Consider the following 19952-nt stretch of genomic DNA (forward strand, 5'->3'; position numbering starts at 1 on the left):
GATTGCAAAGCCGCACTGCTATTTTGGAAGCGCTAGCCGGGGATCAGCAATGGGATCTCGTGGTTGTTGGCGGGGGTATTACCGGTGCAGGGGTGTTGCTTTCGGCGGCGCGAGCGGGGCTGAAGGTGCTGCTGGTTGAGCAGCAGGACTTTGCCTGGGGTACCTCAAGCCGGTCTTCTAAAATGGTTCACGGTGGGCTGCGTTATCTGGCTCAAGGTGATATCAGTCTCACCCGCCATTCGGTACAAGAGCGCGAATACCTGCTGAAAAGCCTGCCCGGACTGGTGCGACCGCTGGAATACCATTATGTGCTGGGCGCTGATACCCCACCGAGAATCGGCGTCAAACTGTTGTTACTGGGATATGACTGGTTGGCGGGGGTTGCAAACCATCGTTACCTTAACCGGCAGGCATTCGGCATTGCCAATCCGGGTTTTAACCTTGCGCATACGCACGGTGCTTATGCTTACTATGATGCGGGCACTGACGACAGCCGTTTGGTCATCAGGGTATTGCAGGAGGCGGTCGACCAAGGCGCCCGGTGTCTCAATTACTGTCAGGTAACCCAACTTCACTGCGAGGCCGGGCAGGTTTCCCAGCTTGAACTGCTTGATCAGGTTTCAGGTCAGGGTTTTAAGCTGAATGCGAAGGTGGTGGTCAATGCCACCGGTGCCTGGGCCGACCGGCTGCGCAATGTGCTCAATCCTGAGGTGCGTGTACGACCCCAGCGGGGCAGTCATATCGTCCTGCCTATCAAGCGCTTGCCGGTAGACCATGCGTTAACCCTCCGGCACCCGGATGACGGCCGCTACCACTTTATCTTCCCGTGGGCGGGCCGCACGATCGTGGGCACAACCGACCTCGATCATCGCGCGGATCTGGACGCAGAAGCCCACATAACCGCGGAAGAGATCGACTATTTGCTGGCCTCGGCCAACCATTTTTATCCCCAGGCCAGACTCACGCGCGACGATATCTTGTCCACCTGGTCCGGTGTCCGCCCGATCATTGGCTCGGAGAATGCGGTTGATCCGTCAAAGGAACGACGGGATCACGCGGTATGGGTTGATGGCAACCTGGTGACAGTGAGTGGCGGGAAACTGACCACTTTCCGCTTGATTGCCGGGGATGTCCTGGCCGCGATTGGCCCGCTGATCGGTCGTGAGCAGGTAAACGAGCAGACCTCGGGTGCCGACTGGATATCACCGGTGGATATGGATCCCACCTCACTCTATGAGCAGGGCGCCGAGTTGGCACCTCAGTATCTGGCGCGCTATGGCGCACATGCCGCTGCATTGGTGCAGGGCGCGTTGGATGAGGGCAGGGTAGAGGAGCTGCTACCCATCAGTGATACCGGCTACAGCCTGGCCGATTTACGTTGGGCGCTACGCCATGAGCAGGCTCTGACGCTGGCCGATGTATTGTTGCGCCATTCCCCTTTGGGGTTGGTTTTACCGGACGGTGCAGAAAGCCTGATGGAATCCCTGGCGGGATTGTTCGAAGACGAGTGCGGCGTTGGCAAAACCGAATTCGCCAAGTTGGTGATTGCCTATCGCGATACTTACCGCCAGTCCTATTCGGTTTCGTGAAAAAAACTCTTTGCCTGTTGAGCTTGCTTCAGTTGCTGCATCAGGTTCACCTCAAGCAATTCACCCATGTTGCGCACCTGCGGTGCAAAGCCCATCAAGGGTCGTGTTAGACGGGTTTTGCCGGCCAATATCACGTAATTAAGCGCATCTACCGACACCACAACCAACTCTTCGAAATGACGTTTCAGACTTTCGAACACCGGGTCCCGGTATCCTGGCAGACGGGTAAAATTAAGGGCTAACCAGCCCTGTTCAGACAGTGCGCTGGCACAGGCTCTGATGTAGCTTTCGCTGGCCTGTTTAATATCCATGCCTGAGGCAAGGTATAGATCCGAGCTGATGTAATCGAAGCGACCGGCCTCCACAGCCTGTATATAACGGAAGGCATCGTCTGCCACCACCTTTACAGCCAGAGAAGGATCGTCAAGGAAGTAGGTGGCGCACACGCGCCTGACACCGCCGCGCAACTCCACAGCCGTTTGCTGGCAGGTGGGGGCCAGCTTGTGCAGGCTGCGCACCAAAGCGCCGCCGCCCAGCCCCAAATGCAGGGCGCGGCGACAGTCGTCAAATGCCAGCGGCAACAACATGGCGCGAATATAACGGTGCTCCGGCCGGTGAGGACGGCGCAGGTCCATCACGCTTTGCTCGAATTTTTCATCGAAGGTCAGCAGGCGCTTGCCATTTTGCTCATACACATACAGGTCGCCTTGCTCATCCCGGGTGTGAAATACCTGGGTCCTGCGCAGGCGGTCAATGGCGTACTTAAGCTGGGCGGCAAGCTCTGACATGGGGTATGCGGCTTTGTGGGTGAACTCGCTATTGTAGGCATTGGGGTTGTTAACGCCAGCACAGATTGCCCCCTCAACAGGTGAAACGGGTTGCCCCGTATGAGGCACTTGCCGGTTGAACCGTCTAACAGGCTCAACATAAGAAAAGAGGTTCTCCCATGAAACTACGCCTATGGGCTGCACTGGCTATGTCTGCGCTCGGGCTGGTGGCTTGTGACCGCGCCGAACAAGCGGAATCCGGTGACAGGCCCGTGGATGCTCGCGCCGCACAAGTGCAGCAATTTGCTGATCGCCTGCACCAGCATGTGGCCGTGTTGGCTTCCGATGAGTTCGAAGGCCGCGCGCCGGCGACGCCCGGTGAGGAAAAAACGGTTAATTATCTTGCACAGGAGTTCGCCAAACTGGGGCTGGTACCCGGTAACGATGGCAGCTGGTTCCAGAATGTACCGGTAGTGGCCAGTACGCTGACCAACACGCCTGTCCTGAACCTGACCGCAGGCGAGCAAACACTGGCGCTGCAATACGGCACCGACATGATGGCCTGGACCAAGCGCGAAACGGAGTCAGCTGGTCTGGCGGATAGCGAGCTGGTGTTTGTGGGTTACGGTATCGTGGCACCGGAATACAACTGGAACGATTATCGGGATCTGGACGTCAAGGGCAAAACCGTGGTGGTGCTGGTGAATGACCCGGGTTATGCCACCCAGGACGATAACCTGTTTACCGGCAATGCCATGACCTACTACGGGCGCTGGACCTACAAATACGAAGAGGCCGCCCGCCAGGGTGCATCCGGCGTATTGATAGTGCATGAAACCGGCGCAGCGGGTTACCCGTGGGAAGTGGTATCCGGCAGTTGGTCGGGCGACCAGATCAGCCTGGCGAGTGACAGCAAGGGTGCAGAGCGGGTCGCGGTAGAAGGGTGGTTGCACAACGATCAGGCGCGAAAGCTGTTCGCTATGGTTGGTCAGGACTTCGATGCTTTGGTAAAAGCTGCCGCCAGCGCAGAGTTCAAACCCGTGCCTCTGGCGGCGAGTGCCAGTATCCGCCTGGAAAACGAACTGCGTTATTCAGAATCCCGCAACGTGGTAGCACTGGTACCCGGCCACAAACGTTCGGATGAAGTGGTGATCTATACCGCGCACTGGGATCACCTGGGTAAGAAGCCCGGAGCCGAAGGCGAAGACCATATCTTCAATGGCGCAGTCGATAACGCCACCGGTACCAGCGCATTGCTTGGGCTGGCGGAAGCCTTTATGGCGGTTGAACAATCCTTGCAGCGCAGTGTGTTGTTTGTGGCTGTAACCGCAGAAGAGTCCGGTTTGCTCGGCTCTGCCTATTATGCGCAGAACCCGGTGTTTGCCGCCTACAAAACAGTGGGTGGCATTAATATGGATGCGATGAACGTCAATGGCCCCACGCGCGACGTGGTGGTGATTGGTTATGGTGCCAGCGAAATGGACGACTTGCTGAAAGCCGCCGCCGACAAACAGCAGCGGACCCTGGTGCGTGAACCCACGCCGGAAAAGGGCTTCTTCTACCGTTCAGACCATTTCAATCTGGCCAAAGTCGGCGTGCCGATGCTGTACGCCAAAGGCGGTAACGACAATCGCGACCACGGTCACGATTATGGCAAGGCCCAGGCTGCCGATTATGGTGCACACCGTTACCATAAGCCGGCGGATGAATACGATCCTGAATGGAATCTGTTGGGCGCCGCTGAAGACATGCAGTTGTACTACGATATCGGTTACCGTTTGGCAACCGGCGCAGAGTACCCCAAGTGGCGGGCAACCAGTGAATTCAATGCACCCCGTGCATCGTCAATCGAGGCTTGCAAGGCCGCAGGTGAAACCCGCTGCCCTCAATAGGCAAGCGTAACGTAAGGGCCCATCGGGCCCTTTTTTATTCCGAGAGCAATAGATGGAAATTGACAGCCTTCTGGCCATCAGTCTGGTGTTGGTGGCGTTTCTCGCAGGTGCGATTGATGCCATAGCCGGAGGGGGCGGATTGTTGACCGTGCCTGCGTTAATGGCCGCGGGTCTTTCACCGGCACAGGCGTTGGCAACCAACAAACTGCAGGCCAGTTTTGGCTCGTTCTCGGCGGTTTTCTTTTTCTGGCGTCGGGGTTTGCTGCAACTGCCTGCGCTCTGGCCGCTGGTGGCCATTACCTTTTTGGGCAGCGTATTGGGTACGTTGCTGGTGCAACGTATCGACCCGGGATTTCTTGCCTGGTTGTTACCGGTATTGCTGATTGCCATGGCGGTATACTTTACGTTTTCGCCGCGCATGAGTGACCAGGATGTGGCGCCCCGGCTTACTGGCTATGGGTTCGCCTTTGGTGTGGCTTTGCCGCTGGGATTTTACGATGGTTTTTTCGGCCCCGGTGTGGGTAGTTTTTATGCATTGGGTTTCATTGCATTGGCCGGAATGGGGCTTCGCAAGGCAACCGCGCACACAAAACTATTGAATTTCAGCTCCAATGTTGCCTCGCTGATCTTTTTTGCCTTGGGCGGTCAGGTGGTGTGGACGATTGGTTTACTCATGGCCTTAGGGCAGTTTGCCGGCGGGCGGGTCGGGGCGAAACTGGTATTTTCCAAAGGCGCGGCGTTGGTGAAACCGTTGCTGGTGACCCTGTCGCTGGTACTATCGGGTAAACTGATCTGGGATTTGTGGAGTTAGGTCTTTATGTGGCTATATTTCCGACGCGCAATGATACCGCTGGTGGCGATGCTCACTGCCTGCAGTCAATCGGGCGCGCCGTCGCTGGATACTGCCAAATGGCTCGCATTTCAGGCGCGATTTTGCACTGAATCCAGCGAGCTGGAAATCTGGGAAACCCGGGATACCGACAAACTGGCGCTGTTGCAAAGCGCGTTTGTTCAGGCCCAGCCGATCGCCCTTGATTCCGTCATCAAGAGCCCGAACCACGCACTGATTGTGGTGGTGAAGGGTGAGGAGGCGCCTGAAACCTGGCACCTCACCTTGCGTCTGGACCAGGAAACGATGGCGCTGTTTAACGTCAAACAGCCCGAGCGAAGCTTTCAGATAAGCACTGATCCCATGTTGTATCGCACGCTCAATACCATGCTGTTAACCCACATGGGAGACAGTCTGGATATCTTCCGGCGTTGCGAAATGACCCGGTGAGCCTTAGCAGGTTTTTTCAACAGCCCGTCAGATGGCTTCGTCCCAGCAAAAGCTTTCGCTGCCAGCCCGATGGTTGGCCCAGGCCAAAAACAGTTCTGCCGTTGCCAAGGCGTCTTCCAGTGCGTTGTGAGCGGGCGCATCGGGTAAGCCGTAGCGACCGCGGCAGGCATGGAGTCGCAAACTGCCGGGCCCGATGAGTGCGGTTTGGGCCAGCAATTTCTCTTTTTCCAGCTGCAATGTGTCGATAAACGGCGTGATAAAGGCGTTATTGAACGTGCGTAAACAGGCGTTGTTGATAAACCCCATATCCAGATTGGCGTTGTGAAAGATGGGAATCTTGCCGGCGCAATCAGCCAGCAATTCGGTCAGCACCTGTTCAATGCGCAGCCCTTCGCTGACCTGGGTGTCTGTCAGGTGGTGGATAGTGGCGCTTTGGCCCACGCCGCGCTGGGTTTTCACCAGGCGGTGTTTTGCGGTACTGAGTCGGATCGCACCGGCGTCGATACAGACCCAGCCAATACTGGCAATTTCATGTGAGACCGGATTCAATCCTGTGGATTCGAGATCAATGGCGATATATTGAACCGCATCCCAACTTTTGCCCCGGTCTGGCAATTCACGCTGCAGAAATTCGGTCAGTGCGTTGGTTTCGCCTTTATTGCATGCGGCAGACCGCTTCCAGGTCAGCCAGTGGTAGCTGATATAGTTCATGCGCTCAGCCCTCTGCCGAATTTCAGAATTAACGCTTCCTGGGCCTCATTGACCGCAGTGAAGGCATCGCGTAACTGCTCCCGCTGCAATTCGGGCAAACTGGCCGGATCCAGATAGTTACTGGTTTTCTGGTGATTGCTGAGCTGTCTGGCCTGCGCTAGCAGCCTCAGGCTCTGGATGTATTCCAGCGCATCTGAAATATTGCGACTATCGGCCAGGGTGAGGGCCTGGATTTCGCCCAGCTTGCGAATTCTCTCTCGCGTGTTGACCGCCGAAACCCCGTGCGCGAGCGCGTACACGCGCGCGAGATCCACGATGGGAATAATGCCCCGGTGCTTGAGGTCTAATTGGTGGGCGTGTTCGCCATTGCGTTCCAGCACGAAGCGACGGAAAAAGCCCAGAGGCGGCCTGTGCGTGCCTGCATTGCGGGCGAGCGCCGCCAGGAATATGTCGTTGCTGCCGGCCATTTTGAGCATATGCGATTGCAGTGATTGAGCCAGCGCCTGATCGCCGTGAATCGCGCGGATGTCGAAAAAAATACTCACGCGCATGACGGCATCAAGCGTCGGTTCATCAGTCCATTGGTTGACGGTTTGTTGCCACTTCGCCAACGGCTGTCGCCAGGTATCGGTAGTGGCCATGATGCCGCCCGGGCAGTAGACGTAGCCGCAGGCGTTGAGGCCATCGCACACCTTGTGCGCCAGAGCCTTGAAATAAGTGTCTGCGTCTTTTGGCGCGTCATCGGCATAAACCAGCGCATTGTCCTGATCGCCGCCCAAGGCCTGCTCGGCCCGGCCTTGTGAACCAAACCCCAACCAGGCAAAGGCGGCGGGTGCCGGTCCCAGTTCTTCCTGTGCCAGTGTAATCAGCCGTCGGGTGATGGCGTCGGACACGCTGGTAAAAATCTGCGCCAATTGGTAGGCCCGTACGCCAGAATCTGTCCACTGAGTGAGCAGACCGGGAAGGCTTGCGGCGGCGCGCTGTAAGCCGGCCAGGCTGGTTTGTTTGTGAATGAACTGGACCAGGTAAACCGGGTCCTGCTCCCGGTTCCTGATCAGGTCGCTCATGGTCAGCATGCCTTTGGGGCGGCGATCGTGATCGGCGTCCTCAACCACTGGCAGGTGGTGAATACCATGCTCACTCATCAACAGCATGGCGTCAAACATACTGGCTGTTCTGGAAATGGCGGTGGGCGCCTCGGTCATGATGGCGCTGATCGGCGTATCGTAGCTTAAACCTTGCGCCAGTAAGCGCGAGCGCAGGTCGCGATCGGTGGCAATGCCAACCAGTTGGTCGTGCTCGCAGATCATGACTGACGACACCCCTTCGGCCACCATGGTTTGTGCCACCTTGCGCGCATGCGCCTGCGGCGCCACACAAATGGTTTTATGGCTCATCACATGGTCTATGGGGCCCATCAGCAGGTTGTTGGCAGGTGTCAGCATCACCGCCCGGCGCAAGCGTCGGTTGCGCTGGGAGTGAAAAAAACGGTCGAAATTACGGTTTTGCGTGCGCAACTGGCTGTGGATGTCATTGTCGAGCCGGTAGATCAGGCTGTCTTCGATGACAATGGCCCGGATGTCGGGTTCTTCTGCAGCCAGGTTACACAGGTTGAAGTTTTCTTTTTCGCCCAACCGGTCCAGAAGCTGGTCTGCACCTGACCGCAACTCGAGCGCGCCCGAGCGGATGATACGAATATCCTTGTGGTTGAAATCCGGGTGCAACTCCGAACCGGCACGCAGGTAAAGGATTTCCATCTGGTGACAGGCAAATGCCAGCTGTTCATCCGACAACTCATTGAATGGCAGGCATTTTTGTACAAATGCTTGTATGGCACTGATTTCGGGCGATACGTCAGGCATGTGAGTTACCGGTTTACGAGCATGCAGCATTTATAGCAGCCCGATCGAGGCCAGAACTTGTGTTAAATCAATCGGTGCTCAGTTTTTAAGTTTTCCGCCCGCAATGGCCAACGGCGTCGGGTTACCGGGGGCGGTGACCCAGATCACAACGGCGTCTGCGGCAATTTCAGCGGTTGTCGCGGGCAGGGGGGATTGCCACAGGCCGTCCTGGCTCGGGACCTGGGTATAGCCCAACACCACAAAGGGTTGCTGCAAGCGCCGGCCCGCGTTTTCACCGCGGTAAATCCGTTGCGAATAATCGGTGCGCACCAGCGCGATATTCAAAAGGCCCTCGCCCTGTGCGGTTAACACGCGGTCGCTGATTGTGGCTTGGAATGCCGTGCCGGTGAGGGCGCCGACCAAGGGCAGCTCCGCGCGAGGAGTCGTCAGCAGACCTGTCCATTCCTTGCCGTCCACAATGATCTGAGGCGTGTAGACCGATTTCGTGTTGCCCTGATGGTGATACAAATACTGGCGGCGCGAAAACGCCGGCTGGGAAAACTGATCTTTCCAGCCCAGGTGGTCCCAGTAATCCACGTGCCAGGCGAGCGGAAAGAAGGTTTGCCAGAGCGCAGGATGCTGCTGGTACTCGCTCAACCAGCGTTCTGCCGGCGGGCAACTGCTACAACCCTGAGAAGTATATAACTCAATAAACTGGGCCTGCCCGGGTGCAGCAGAATGAAACACTTGCGGCTGCTTTGTTGCGGCAAACGTCAGAAGGGGAGTCAATAGCAGTAGTACGGCAAGGCGCATGAAAAAAATCCCGTGAGTGCTCCCGCAAGTATGACAAAGGCCGGACCCAAGCTCCAGTGCCCGAGTGCCTGATATCAGACCGCTGTCAGGGACTGATATAAGACACTATGCAAGGATCATTTTTGGCGCAAAAAAAGCGGCCCGAAGGCCGCTTGTGATGGAGCTTGCTTCAGTGACCGGTAGCGCCGCCCGCACCTTTGGGGTAGCGGATAGACTCAACCAGATCCTGCACCTCTTCCGGGGCATCTTTGGTCATCTTGTTGACCGCGATAGCGACTGCGAAGTTGAGCAGCATACCCAGTGTGCCGATACCTTCTGGCGAAATACCAAACAGCCAGTTGGCGGGCACGTTGGCACCGGGATTGACGAACTTGAAGTAGATAATGTAGGCGGCGGTGAAAACGATACCACTTACCATACCGGCGATTGCACCTTCTTTGTTCATCTTCTTGTAGAAGATACCCAGGATAATGGCAGGGAAGAAGCTCGACGCTGCTAACCCGAAGGCAAATGCCACCACCTGGGCCACAAAGCCTGGTGGATTTATCCCCAAGTAACCGGCTACACACACACCCACCGCGGCGGCCAGTCGTGCGTAGAACAGTTCTTGTTTGTCGGTGATTTGTGGCATCAGATTCCGCTTGAGTAAATCATGCGAAACCGATGTGGAGATCACTAACAACAAGCCTGCTGATGTAGACAAGGCTGCGGCAATACCACCGGCTGCTACCAGAGCGATAACCCAGGCTGGCAAGTTGGCGATTTCGGGGTTGGCCAGTACCATGATGTCGCGGTCAACGCTCATTTCGTTGCGCTCATCTTTGGCATAGAAAATACGGCCGTCCTCGTTTTTATCTTCCCACTTGATCAGACCGGTTTGTTCCCAGTTGGTGATCCAGCTTGGTGCTTCAGTGTACAAAGTGCCCTGACCGTCAGCGCCGTTGATGGTTTCAATCATGTTCACCCGGGCGAAGCCCGCTACTGCAGGCGCCGTGGTGTACAGAATGGCGATGAACAGCAGCGCCCAGCCCGCGGATTTGCGCGCATCGCGCACCTTGGGTACGGTGAAGAAGCGAACAATCACGTGGGGCAGACCCGCAGTACCCACCATCAGGGCCGCGGTGATGAAGAACACGTCCACGGTACTCTTGGTGCCGTCCGTATAGGCCGCGAACCCGAGTTCCTGACTGAGCCCGTCGAGTTTATCGAGCAGATAGACCCCCGGTTCATTGATCAGCTCGGCACCAAAGCCCAGTTGCGGGAACACATGCCCGGTCATCATCATGGAGATGAACACCGCCGGTACCATGTAGGCGAAAATCAGTACGCAGTATTGCGCCACCTGGGTGTAGGTGATGCCTTTCATGCCGCCAAGAACAGCATAGAAAAACACAACGGCCATACCGATGATGACACCAGTGGTGATGTCCACTTCCAGGAAGCGCGAGAACACCACACCTACGCCACGCATCTGCCCGGCCACATAAGTGAAGGACACGAAGATGGCACAGATTACCGCTACGGTACGCGCTGTCTGCGAGTAGTAACGATCACCAATGAAGTCAGGCACGGTGAACTTGCCGAACTTGCGGAGGTAGGGAGCCAGACACAGCGCCAGCAATACATAACCGCCGGTCCAGCCCATGAGGTACACACCACCGTCATAGCCCATGAACGAGATGAGACCCGCCATGGAAATGAACGACGCCGCACTCATCCAGTCGGCAGCCGTTGCCATACCGTTGGCAACAGGGTGTACGCCACCGCCGGCAACGTAGAAGTCCGTAGTAGATCCCGCACGAGCCCAGATCGCGATGCCGATGTAGAGCGCGAACGACAGGCCGACGATGATTAACGTCCAGAGTTGAATATCCATCGTCGTCTCCTCAGTCTTCGTGAACGTGGTATTTGCGGTCGAGTTTGTTCATGAGTGATACATAAACAAAGATCAACACCACAAAGGTGTAGATGGAGCCTTGCTGGGCAAACCAGAAGCCGAGTTTGAAGCCGAAGAACTTGATGGCATTCAGTGGTTCAACCAACAAAATGCCAAAGCCGTAAGAGACCACGAACCAAATGGCGAGGAGAATGAGCATGAGTCGCACATTTTCCTTCCAGTAGGCCACCTGATCTTCTTTGGTTTTGAAAGCCATAGTGAAATCCTCATTGTTATTGTCAGAATCATCTTCCACCCGTGTCGCGACCGCCGCCATTGGACATTGGTCTAGGCCCGGGTGGGAGTTGAGGTGATCGTCAGAAGGAATACATCGCCATAAACTGGAGACGGGTCATGTCGCCTTTGGCCCCGCTTTCCAGTGTTTTTTCGCCGTAGATCACTTCACCGCCCAGATTCAGTTTCTTGGTGGGCGAGTAGATCAGGTTGACGTGCATGCTTTGGTATTCCTTGGGCGAGGAAGGGTCAGCCCACTCGGGATTGTCCGAAGCGGTTGCAGACACGACGAGACTGGAGCGCCAGGTGCTGTTCCAGGCGTGTTTGTAGGCGATGTAACCGCCCATTTGGTCGGCCAGTTCTATGCTGCCATCGGTATCAATGAAACCGTCACGATAGGATTGCAGACCCATGTAGCGGCCCAGATTGCCGTAGTTGAGCATGACTTTCAGATCGTCGGCGCCGAATTTCCAGATGGCCGAGCCCGACAATCCAAATCCGAATTCCGCTTCGTCAACATTGGCACCATTGTTTTTGTAGCGCAGTTCGCGGCCGACTGCTGCGATGCTGTAGCTGGCATCACCGGCCGACATGTCAAAGCGGGCGGTCACGTCGGGCAGGTTGCTGCTGTCGATATCACCCGCGCCGCCTGCGCCATTCAGGCTGGTGGACGGGTTTTCCAGGCCAATATGGAAACTGTTGCCGCCACTCAGTTTATGGCTCCAGCGCACCATGGCCTGACGCTGGAAGATGGTGCCGGCTGGGCCCACGAAATCCACGGTGTTAGGCAGCGCAGCGACGTTGAAGAAGGTGGACCAGGTCTGGCCGGCCAGGAAGCTTGAGCTGTCGGAGTAGTCCCAGCTCAGGAACGCGTGCCGGACGCGGGGCGCATAGGAGTTGCTGATGCGCTCGTCACCCTGGCTGCTGAGTTGGAAATCTATTTCAAGAAAACCGGTGATTTTTCCCGCGTCGGTATTGCTTACGCCTTTGACATTAAAGCGCGACTGCTTGGCGTGCATGTCAAATTTTTCGCCACTGTTTCCGCCAATGGGTACAGTGGAGGGGATGTAAAAGTCATCACCGATGGATGCAGTGGCACGATCGCCATCGGAATACATGGAGTACATAGCATCCAGCTTTATGAAGCCGCCAAAGGAGAATTCTGTTCCACTGGCGTTGGTGCTGGTGGATTTACTGGCGGCGACTTCGGTTTTGAGTGCGTTTATCTGTGCTTCAAGATCGGCTACTTTCTGATCGACAGATTGAGCTTGTACAGATTGGGCTGCCAGTCCCAGCGCGGCGGGAGCCAGAGCCAGTGCGAGCAGGGTTTTTCTGGGTGTGAGCGTCTTGCTTAGCATAGAGTTCCCCTCTTGTTATAGTGAAATGCTCACGGTAGAACATAGGCCAAGCGAGGCGGGGGCTGTATTAGCGAATAGTCGAATATCGACTAAAGTCTAAGGAACCTTTAATCTGCAAGAGTTGATTTTTTGCCGTTGCGCGGCATGATAAAGCGTGGGCGGATTCATACTACTGCCTGATACTCTAAAACAATAATGAAGGCGAAACGCCCAATGCGAGAGCACACCATCATCATTGCAGATGATCATCCCTTATTCCGTGCTGCACTGTCTCAGGTCATCAGCACCGATTTACCCGATGCCATTGTGCTGGAAGCCGAAGATGTCGATGCGCTGCAGCAGCAGGTGGCACAACACCCCGAGGCTGCATTGGTGCTGCTGGATCTTCACATGCCCGGCGCACAGGGGTTTTCCTCATTGATCCATCTTCGCGCCTGTTATCCCGCATTGCCCGTGATGATGGTTTCCGCTGACGCAGCACCCGACGTACTTACCCGGGCACTGCGTCATGGCGCGGCCGGCTTTTTGCCCAAAAGCTGCAGTATGGAGCAAATCAGCGATGCAATCAGAGCGGCGCTGGTCGGTGAGCGCTGGATGCCGCAGGATTTTGAACCGGTTGATATTGATACCGAGGGTGAACAGGCGGTGGCGCATATACTGGCAACGCTGACCCCACAACAGTTCCGGGTAGCCACATTGATATCCCAAGGCCTGCTCAACAAACAAATTGCCTATGAAATGTCGGTGACCGAGGCCACGGTCAAGGCCCATGCAACCGAGATCTATCGCAAGCTGGGTGTGAGCTCCAGAACCCAGGCGGTATTGGCACTGCAGCAACTTGAAGTGCGCTGCTAGCAGCCCGCTAGCTGCACAGTGCCCGCATGGCGGCTTTAAGTGCTGCTGGCTGTACCGGTTTGTTCAACAGAGTAAAGCCCGAGTCCCGGACTGCGCTGCAGACCTCGTCCGTATTGTCTGCGCTGATGATTATGGCTTTGAGGGGTTGCTGCCAGTGCAGCTCTAAGGCTTGTAACAAGTCCAGCCCGTTTTCGCCCGCGTCCAGGTGGTAGTCCGCCAGAATAATGTCCGGTGGCGACGGCTGTCTCCATTGGCCCAATGCTTCACCGAGGTCTGGCGCGATAGTGACCTGACAATCCCATTGTGAAAGCAATGCCAGAAGCCCTGCACGAATTTGCGCTTCGTTATCGATACACAGCACCCGCACGCCCGAGAGTTCGCTGCCCGAATCAACGGGTTTGATGGCGTGCAGGATTTCTTCGCCTACCGGCACTGCCACTCTGAAACAGGATCCGTGCCCGGGCCAGGATTGAACGTCGATTGCATGGCCCAGACGCTGTGCCATCCGTTGGGCGATGGATAGCCCCAGGCCCAGTCCCTTGCCGGCATCGTGCTGGGTGCCGGGCAGGCGTTCAAATTCATGAAAAATGCGTTGCAGATCATTGTCTGCAATGCCCGGTCCGGTATCCCACACTTCAATCCACACATTGTTTCCTGCGCGGCGGCATCCCAGCAGTAATTTGTTCGGCCGTCCAGGCGAGCGTCGTGTGTAGTTCACCGCATTCGACAGGAAGTTCTGCACAATGCGGCGTAATAATTGTGGATCGGTGTAGAGCCACAATCGGGTGTCTACGGTTCGGAGTTGCAGTTTTTTTTCGGCTGCAATGGCGCGGAATTCGTGGGCCAAAGGCTGCAACAGGCTTGCTGCAGATACATGCTCCCGTTTGGGTACCAGTTTGCCGCTATCAAGGCGGGAAATTTCCCGCAAAGATTCGATCAGCTTTTCACTGGATACCAGTGCATCGCCAATATGGCGTACATCTTTGAGCAGGTCTTCATCACCTTTTTTGCGGGCTTTTTGTTCAAGCGCGGCGACAAACAATCGCGCCGCATTGATAGGCTGTGCCATGTCGTGGCTGGCGGCGGCGAGAAACCGGCTTTTCGACGCGTGCACAAGGCTGAGCTCCCGTTCAACCCGGGCGCGCAGCTGGTTTTCCCGGGACAGAGATTGGTTTGACTCTATCAGTTCGGCGGTGCGTTCGGCGACACGATCTTCCAATTGATCGCGTGCCTGTTTCAGCTCGGATTGAACCCGGTGGTATTCGGTGATGTCTGTATAGGTGGTGACATAGCCGCCGTTGGCAAGTGGAATGCCGCGGATTTCAATAAACACCTGATTGGGCAATTCGCGCTCGAGTCGGTAGGCTTTTCCATCTTTCAGCCACGACAATCTGCGCGCGATTGCGGCATCGAGGTCTGCATCGGACTGCGCGAAAATTCCGCGCGCCGCATTGAATTCATAAACCCGGGAAATGGGGCAGCCTACGTAAAGCAGCCTGGGCGGATAATTAAAAATGTCTTCATAGCGGGAATTCCAGGCCACTAACTGCAGGTTCTGGTCCACCACGCTTACGCCTTGTGGAATGGTCTCCAGAGTTGTTTGCAGAAGTTCTTGACCGAACTGCACCTGGCGGGAGGTGTTGCCCACCAGCGAGACCAGATCTTCCAACTGCAATGGCTGTTGCCGGCGCAACAGCTCCATGGTTTTGTGCGCACTCACGGCGCCCACAATCGCAGCCAGTGCGGATTCTACTTTCCGGAGAATGAAGCGCGGCGCCTTGTCGTGTGGCAACAACCGATGCCCTAGGCTTTGTTCAAATTCCTGCCACAACACGCGCGCGCGGTCTTCGCCCATCAGCGGTGTGATCACCTGTTGCAATTGCCGCACCTCGATACCGCTCAGGTCAAAGTCCTGCTGATGGGAATGAAAGCGTTTGTGCAATTGGGTGAAGGCATTGGCCTGGCGTATGTCCAGCGCTTTGAAACGGCTGAATTGGGATACCAATACAAACATCATGATGTTGACAGAGAGAGACAACATAACACCCAGTGTTAACGGATCAAACCAGGTGATTCCCAGCAGTTGGGTCGGTGCCAGCCATTGAATACCGCCCGGCCCGGCTGTCAGCCAATCGTGGTTAACCCCAAGTAATGTGGGCAACAATAAGCAGTAAAACCAAACCGCGGCACCGCCCATTAATCCCGCCAATACACCGTTGCGATGGCCGCGCTGCCAATAGAGTGCCGCCACGAGGGAAGGCAAAAACTGCGCCGCTGCAGCAAAGCTGATGAGACCGATCGACGGCAGTGAATTGTCATTGGAAATCAATTGCTCCAGTACCCAGCCCAGTAACAGGACGCCGGCAATGGACAAGCGGCGAACAATGCGCAGGCGCTGCGCCAGGGTTTCCGCACGGAAGCCCTTGTTGTGCGTGATGCGTAACCACAAGGGCACAACCAATTCATTGGAAATCATTATGGACAGGGTGATGGCTGCCACAATGACCATGCCCGTTGCCGCCGAAATACCGCCCAGGAAAGCCAATGCCGTGATGCCCACCCGATCCTGCGAAATCGGCAGCTGCAGCACCAGTTCGTCGGTGTTGACGCCGGTGCCGGCAAACAGGCTTTGCCCCGCCAACGCGATAGGGACTACCAACAAACTGAACGCCACCAGATAGGCAGGCAGTAACCAGCGAGCGGTACGCAGACCCTTGCGATCGTGATGCTCAACGAACATCAGATGAAACTGGCGCGGCAAACAGATGATGGCCGCCAACGCCAACAGGGTTTGCGTGACAGCATTGGGTGTAATGGACGGGGGAGATTGCAGGCTGGTGCTTTGGGTGAGGGCGGCGGCCAGTCCCCCGTTGTAACGGTTGAGCACTTCCATGGCGAGCCAGGCCACCAGCACGAACGAGAATAGTTTGACCAAGGATTCGACCGCGATGGCGGATATCATGCCCTGGTGCCGATGCGGGCCGTCGAGCGTGCGGGTGCCGAAGAGAATGGCAAACCAGGCCATGATCAGCGCGGCGATGAGCGAGTTGCTGGCCTGCAGGTCGCCGGTCATGGACGGTAGCTGGGAGTCCACGGTTTGCCAGGCCATGGACACCGCCTTCAACTGCAGGGCGATATAGGGCAGGGTACCTATGACCGCCAGCAGGGTAACCACGGCCGCCAGTGGTTGATGTTTGCCGTAGCGGGAACCGATGAAATCGGCGATGGAGGTAACGCGATTGCGCTGGCTGATGACCGAAAGTTTGCGCAGAAAGGGCCAGCCGAACAAAAACAGCAGCACCGGGCCAAGGTAGATGGGTAAATAATCCCAGCCCGATTCAGCGGCGCGGCCGACAGCGGCAAAATAGGTCCAGGAGGAACAATAGACGGCGAGCGAGAGGGCATACATGGCGGCCTTGATGGCCGGCGATAGTTTCTTGATGCGCTCGGCTTTCCACGCCACCAGAAACAACAGGCCGGCGTAGACAAAAGCCAGAAGCAGGATAAGCTGGCTGTTCATTATTGTTCCTTTTGTTGCCGCTCAGTCTACCGAAAATCCGGCGCCTTGGCTGTTGGCGATTGTTCGACTTTGGTCGAACCCGTAGCAACCGCCGATCAGATCGCTATAATCTAAACAGTTGTTTGAATAATGGAGTACAGAGCCATGGTTAGGTTTACCCCCGAAGATGGCCGACGGCTGTTTGACCTGATGCTCACCGCCAACCCCGGAGATCATTTCCATCAGTTGGGTATGGCGCTTGAAGATGTGGGTGCGACCACCTGCAGGATTAGTTTGCCCTGGGCTGAGCATCTGATCGGCAATCCCGATACAGGCGTGGTGCACGGCGGTGTGCTGACCACCATGCTGGACACCTGCTGTGGCTTCGCCGCGGTAATGGCGGCCGGGCTGGGCGAGTTGTGTCCGACTATGGATCTGCGCATTGATTACATGGGCGCGGCGACGCCGGGCGAGCCCCTGATTGCCGAAGGCGAGGCCTATCGGGTGACGCAACACGTGGTGTTTACCCGGGGCACAGTATACCAATCAGACCCAAACCGGCCGGTGGCGCATTGTGTCGGTAACTTTTCCCGCCTGGACCCCGCATTGGCGGGCCCGATGGCGCAGCAGATTGCCGCTCTGTTGGGTAAAACGGAGGCCGGTGCATGACATCCCCCTTTGCAGAAACCGTGATCAGGGCCCGCGATACCGGCGACAGCCGCCTGATTACGCAAGCCATTCCCTACGCCCGCATGTTGGGTCTGACGCCAGCACCGGCGGATTCCGGTGCTGATTTTCTGGTGCCTGCCAAACGCAGCAACGTGGGTAACCCCACGCTGCCGGCATTGCATGGCGGGGCAATCGGCGGTTTTATGGAGTTGTCCGCCGGCGTCCACCTGTTGATGCACATGGACACGCTCAAATACCCGAAAATCGTGGATTTCTCCATCGACTATGTGCGGGCGGGCAAGTTGCTGGACACCTGGATCAGCTGCGAGATTGTGCGCCAGGGCCGGCGCCTGGTGAATATGGGTATGGTGGCCTGGCAGGCTGACCCCGAACAGCCCATCGCCAAGGCCCGTGCGCATTTTTTGCTCAGCGATTGAGGCTTGAAAAGCCGACGACAGCCCCCATCTCTGGTTCATCTGGCCGGCCCGTAAGTTTCGGGCCGGTATCGACACTGTACGCCAAGATTGAAGGAGCTTGTAAACAATGAGCGTAGCGGCCAACAAAGAAACCCGGGGGTTTCAAACCGAAGCCAAGCAACTGTTGCACCTGATGATCCATTCCTTGTATTCGAACAAGGAGATCTTCCTGCGTGAGCTGGTGTCTAACGCGTCGGATGCGGTGGATAAGCTGCGCTTTGAGGCTCTGTCTGACGATAGCCTGTTCGAAGGCGATTCCGACCTGCGTGTGCGGGTAAGCTTTGACAAAGACGCCGGCACCCTCACCATCGCTGACAATGGCATTGGTATGTCGCGCGATGAGGTCATTGAGAATCTGGGCACCATCGCTAAATCGGGGACCGCTCAATTTCTGGAAAAACTCACGGGTGATCAGAAAAAAGACGCGCACCTGATCGGACAGTTTGGTGTGGGTTTTTATTCTTCCTTTATTGTTGCGAAAGAAGTGGAAGTATTTACCCGCCGCGCCGGCCTCGATAAGTCCCAGGGTGTTCACTGGCAATGCACCGGCGAGGCGGAATTCACGGTAGAAGACGTGGAGCTGGAAAACCGCGGCACCCGTATTGTGCTGCACCTGAAAGACGAGCAGCTGGATTTTGCCGATAACTGGCGACTGCGTTCGATCATTAAAAAGTATTCCGATCACATTTCCATCCCGGTGGAAATGCAGAAGGTCGATTATGATGTCTCGGACGATGAGTCTGAGAAAAAAGCCGACGCTGCGGCGCCAGAATGGGAAGCGATCAATAGTGCTACCGCGCTCTGGACCCGCTCGCGTTCCGACGTGTCAGACGAGGAATACAAAGAATTTTACAAGCACGTGTCCCACGACCATTCCGACCCGCTCGACTGGAGCCATAATCGGGTTGAGGGCAAGCTCGATTACACCAGCTTGTTGTACGTGCCGGCGCGCGCGCCTTTCGATATGTATAACCGCGATGCCGCGCGTGGCCTGAAACTTTATGTGCAGCGCACATTTATCATGGATGACGCCGAACAGTTTTTGCCGCTGTACCTGCGTTTCATCAAGGGTGTGGTGGATTCCAACGACCTGTCGCTGAACGTATCGCGCGAAATTCTTCAGAAGGAAGCCAATATTGATGCGATGCGCTCGGCTCTGACCAAGCGCGTACTCGATATGCTGTCGAAAATGGCCAAAAATGACGCTGAGAAATACGCGACATTCTGGAAAGAATTCGGTCAGGTGCTGAAAGAGGGACCGGCAGAAGATTTTGCCAATCGCGAAAAAATTGCCAAGTTGCTGCGGTTTGCCACCACACATAACAACACGGCAGAGCAAAACCAGTCGTTGGAAGATTACGTCGCGCGCATGAAGCCAGAGCAGAAGCATATTTACTATGTGGCGGCCGAGAATTTCAATACAGCCAAGAGTAGTCCACACCTGGAAGTGTTCCGCAAAAAAGGTATCGAAGTCCTGCTGTTGTCCGATCGCGTGGATGAATGGCTGATGGGTCACCTGATGGACTTTGATGGCAAGTCCTTCCAGGATGTGGGTAAGGGCGCGTTGGACCTGGGCGACCTGGATACCGAGGAAGAGAAAAAAGCCCAGGAAGAGAGCGCCAAGGCGCACGCTGACCTGATCGATCGGGTGAAAAAAGCCCTGGATGCCCATGTATCCGAAGTCCGCGTAACGCACCGCCTGACCGAGTCGCCTGCGTGTCTGGTCGTGGGTGAGCACGACATGGGGGCACAGATGCGTCGCCTGTTGGAGCAGGCGGGCCAGAAGGTACCGGACAGTAAGCCGATTTTTGAGATCAACCCCGAACACCCGTTAGTGACCAAGCTGGATCAGGAACCGGATGAAGACCGGTTTGCAGATCTGGCCATGGTGTTGTTCGATCAGGCTCACCTGGCAGAGGGCGGGCACCTGGAAGATCCGGCTTTGTATGTGGCACGCCTGAACAAGCTGTTGTTGGAGCTGAGTCATTAATACCCGGTAACACGGGGTGCGTTAAAGGCCATAAACCCTGCGT

Annotated in this window: 16 protein-coding genes; 8 read left to right on the forward strand and 8 right to left on the reverse strand. The window is 56.3% G+C overall.

Features of this window, described 5'->3' with window-relative positions; genetic code table 11:
* Positions 1 to 2: 2 nt before the first annotated feature.
* Positions 3 to 1589 carry a glycerol-3-phosphate dehydrogenase/oxidase gene (locus M5M_RS01565; RefSeq protein WP_015045709.1) on the forward strand — a complete coding sequence of 529 codons (1587 nt, stop codon included), beginning with the start codon at positions 3 to 5 and terminating at the stop codon, positions 1587 to 1589.
* Here M5M_RS01565 and M5M_RS19245 read toward each other — a convergent pair.
* A complete protein-coding gene (locus M5M_RS19245; RefSeq protein ID WP_015045710.1) occupies positions 1574 to 2377 on the reverse strand; it encodes a spermidine synthase in 804 nt (267 codons plus the stop codon). The two genes, M5M_RS01565 and M5M_RS19245, sit on opposite strands and share 16 nt — an antisense overlap.
* Positions 2378 to 2535: 158 nt before the next feature.
* Between M5M_RS19245 and M5M_RS01575 the strand changes: the two genes are divergently transcribed.
* The 3 genes from M5M_RS01575 to M5M_RS01585 are packed head-to-tail and all read left to right on the forward strand — an operon-like array spanning position 2536 to position 5527.
* Complete coding sequence (locus tag M5M_RS01575; protein ID WP_015045711.1) at positions 2536 to 4248, forward strand: M28 family metallopeptidase; 1713 nt, start codon at positions 2536 to 2538, stop codon at positions 4246 to 4248.
* A gap of 52 nt (positions 4249 to 4300) precedes the next feature.
* On the forward strand, positions 4301 to 5059 hold the full coding sequence (locus M5M_RS01580) for a TSUP family transporter (RefSeq protein ID WP_015045712.1): 759 nt from the start codon (positions 4301 to 4303) through the stop codon (positions 5057 to 5059).
* Between the two features lie 6 nt (positions 5060 to 5065).
* Positions 5066 to 5527 carry a hypothetical protein gene (locus M5M_RS01585; protein WP_016389157.1) on the forward strand — a complete coding sequence of 154 codons (462 nt, stop codon included), beginning with the start codon at positions 5066 to 5068 and terminating at the stop codon, positions 5525 to 5527.
* A 27-nt stretch (positions 5528 to 5554) separates the two neighbouring features.
* On the opposite strand, the gene M5M_RS01590 is transcribed toward M5M_RS01585, so the two are convergent.
* From M5M_RS01590 to M5M_RS01615, 6 genes are all read right to left on the reverse strand, one after another.
* On the reverse strand, positions 5555 to 6238 hold the full coding sequence (locus tag M5M_RS01590; RefSeq protein WP_015045714.1) for a 3'-5' exonuclease: 684 nt from the start codon (positions 6236 to 6238) through the stop codon (positions 5555 to 5557).
* Positions 6235 to 8100 carry a putative nucleotidyltransferase substrate binding domain-containing protein gene (locus tag M5M_RS01595; RefSeq protein ID WP_015045715.1) on the reverse strand — a complete coding sequence of 622 codons (1866 nt, stop codon included), beginning with the start codon at positions 8098 to 8100 and terminating at the stop codon, positions 6235 to 6237. The genes M5M_RS01590 and M5M_RS01595 overlap by 4 nt, the downstream gene beginning before the upstream one ends.
* Before the next feature lie 78 nt (positions 8101 to 8178).
* Positions 8179 to 8892: a DUF1223 domain-containing protein gene (locus tag M5M_RS01600; protein ID WP_015045716.1), complete on the reverse strand. Its 714-nt coding sequence runs from the start codon at positions 8890 to 8892 to the stop codon at positions 8179 to 8181.
* 169 nt (positions 8893 to 9061) lie between these two features.
* Positions 9062 to 10768: a sodium:solute symporter family protein gene (locus M5M_RS01605; RefSeq protein WP_015045717.1), complete on the reverse strand. Its 1707-nt coding sequence runs from the start codon at positions 10766 to 10768 to the stop codon at positions 9062 to 9064.
* A 10-nt stretch (positions 10769 to 10778) separates the two neighbouring features.
* Positions 10779 to 11045 carry a DUF4212 domain-containing protein gene (locus M5M_RS01610; protein WP_015045718.1) on the reverse strand — a complete coding sequence of 89 codons (267 nt, stop codon included), beginning with the start codon at positions 11043 to 11045 and terminating at the stop codon, positions 10779 to 10781.
* 100 nt (positions 11046 to 11145) lie between these two features.
* Positions 11146 to 12420, reverse strand: a complete 1275-nt coding sequence (locus M5M_RS01615) for a DcaP family trimeric outer membrane transporter (RefSeq protein WP_015045719.1) — start codon at positions 12418 to 12420, stop codon at positions 11146 to 11148.
* Between the two features lie 213 nt (positions 12421 to 12633).
* Here M5M_RS01615 and M5M_RS01620 point away from each other — a divergent pair, with 213 nt between their 5' ends.
* Positions 12634 to 13275, forward strand: coding sequence for a response regulator (locus tag M5M_RS01620; protein WP_015045720.1), 642 nt, complete (start codon positions 12634 to 12636; stop codon positions 13273 to 13275).
* A gap of 7 nt (positions 13276 to 13282) precedes the next feature.
* On the opposite strand, the gene M5M_RS01625 is transcribed toward M5M_RS01620, so the two are convergent.
* Positions 13283 to 16795, reverse strand: coding sequence for a PAS-domain containing protein (locus M5M_RS01625; protein ID WP_015045721.1), 3513 nt, complete (start codon positions 16793 to 16795; stop codon positions 13283 to 13285).
* Positions 16796 to 16939: 144 nt separating this feature from the next.
* Between M5M_RS01625 and M5M_RS01630 the strand changes: the two genes are divergently transcribed.
* From M5M_RS01630 to htpG, 3 genes are all read left to right on the forward strand, one after another.
* Positions 16940 to 17443 (forward strand): PaaI family thioesterase, encoded by a 504-nt coding sequence (locus M5M_RS01630; RefSeq protein ID WP_015045722.1) that lies wholly within the window; start codon positions 16940 to 16942, stop codon positions 17441 to 17443.
* A complete protein-coding gene (locus tag M5M_RS01635) occupies positions 17440 to 17880 on the forward strand; it encodes a PaaI family thioesterase (protein WP_015045723.1) in 441 nt (146 codons plus the stop codon). The genes M5M_RS01630 and M5M_RS01635 overlap by 4 nt, the downstream gene beginning before the upstream one ends.
* Before the next feature lie 106 nt (positions 17881 to 17986).
* The gene (gene htpG, locus M5M_RS01640) at positions 17987 to 19909 is read left to right on the forward strand and encodes a molecular chaperone HtpG (protein ID WP_015045724.1); all 1923 of its coding nucleotides are present in this window, start codon (positions 17987 to 17989) and stop codon (positions 19907 to 19909) included.
* Positions 19910 to 19952: the final 43 nt, after the last annotated feature.

This window comes from Simiduia agarivorans SA1 = DSM 21679, assembly GCF_000305785.2.
Lineage (GTDB): Bacteria > Pseudomonadota > Gammaproteobacteria > Pseudomonadales > Cellvibrionaceae > Simiduia > Simiduia agarivorans.

Coding starts and splice junctions, on each gene's coding strand:
- M5M_RS19245 (WP_015045710.1), bottom strand. CDS start 2,377: ATGTCAGAGCTTGCCGCCCAGCTTAAGTACGCCATTGACCGCCTGCGC.
- M5M_RS01630 (WP_015045722.1), top strand. CDS start 16,940: ATGGTTAGGTTTACCCCCGAAGATGGCCGACGGCTGTTTGACCTGATG.
- M5M_RS01605 (WP_015045717.1), bottom strand. CDS start 10,768: ATGGATATTCAACTCTGGACGTTAATCATCGTCGGCCTGTCGTTCGCG.
- M5M_RS01585 (WP_016389157.1), top strand. CDS start 5,066: ATGTGGCTATATTTCCGACGCGCAATGATACCGCTGGTGGCGATGCTC.
- M5M_RS01590 (WP_015045714.1), bottom strand. CDS start 6,238: ATGAACTATATCAGCTACCACTGGCTGACCTGGAAGCGGTCTGCCGCA.
- htpG (WP_015045724.1), top strand. CDS start 17,987: ATGAGCGTAGCGGCCAACAAAGAAACCCGGGGGTTTCAAACCGAAGCC.
- M5M_RS01575 (WP_015045711.1), top strand. CDS start 2,536: ATGAAACTACGCCTATGGGCTGCACTGGCTATGTCTGCGCTCGGGCTG.
- M5M_RS01635 (WP_015045723.1), top strand. CDS start 17,440: ATGACATCCCCCTTTGCAGAAACCGTGATCAGGGCCCGCGATACCGGC.
- M5M_RS01600 (WP_015045716.1), bottom strand. CDS start 8,892: ATGCGCCTTGCCGTACTACTGCTATTGACTCCCCTTCTGACGTTTGCC.
- M5M_RS01620 (WP_015045720.1), top strand. CDS start 12,634: ATGCGAGAGCACACCATCATCATTGCAGATGATCATCCCTTATTCCGT.
- M5M_RS01625 (WP_015045721.1), bottom strand. CDS start 16,795: ATGAACAGCCAGCTTATCCTGCTTCTGGCTTTTGTCTACGCCGGCCTG.
- M5M_RS01615 (WP_015045719.1), bottom strand. CDS start 12,420: ATGCTAAGCAAGACGCTCACACCCAGAAAAACCCTGCTCGCACTGGCT.
- M5M_RS01610 (WP_015045718.1), bottom strand. CDS start 11,045: ATGGCTTTCAAAACCAAAGAAGATCAGGTGGCCTACTGGAAGGAAAAT.
- M5M_RS01580 (WP_015045712.1), top strand. CDS start 4,301: ATGGAAATTGACAGCCTTCTGGCCATCAGTCTGGTGTTGGTGGCGTTT.
- M5M_RS01595 (WP_015045715.1), bottom strand. CDS start 8,100: ATGCCTGACGTATCGCCCGAAATCAGTGCCATACAAGCATTTGTACAA.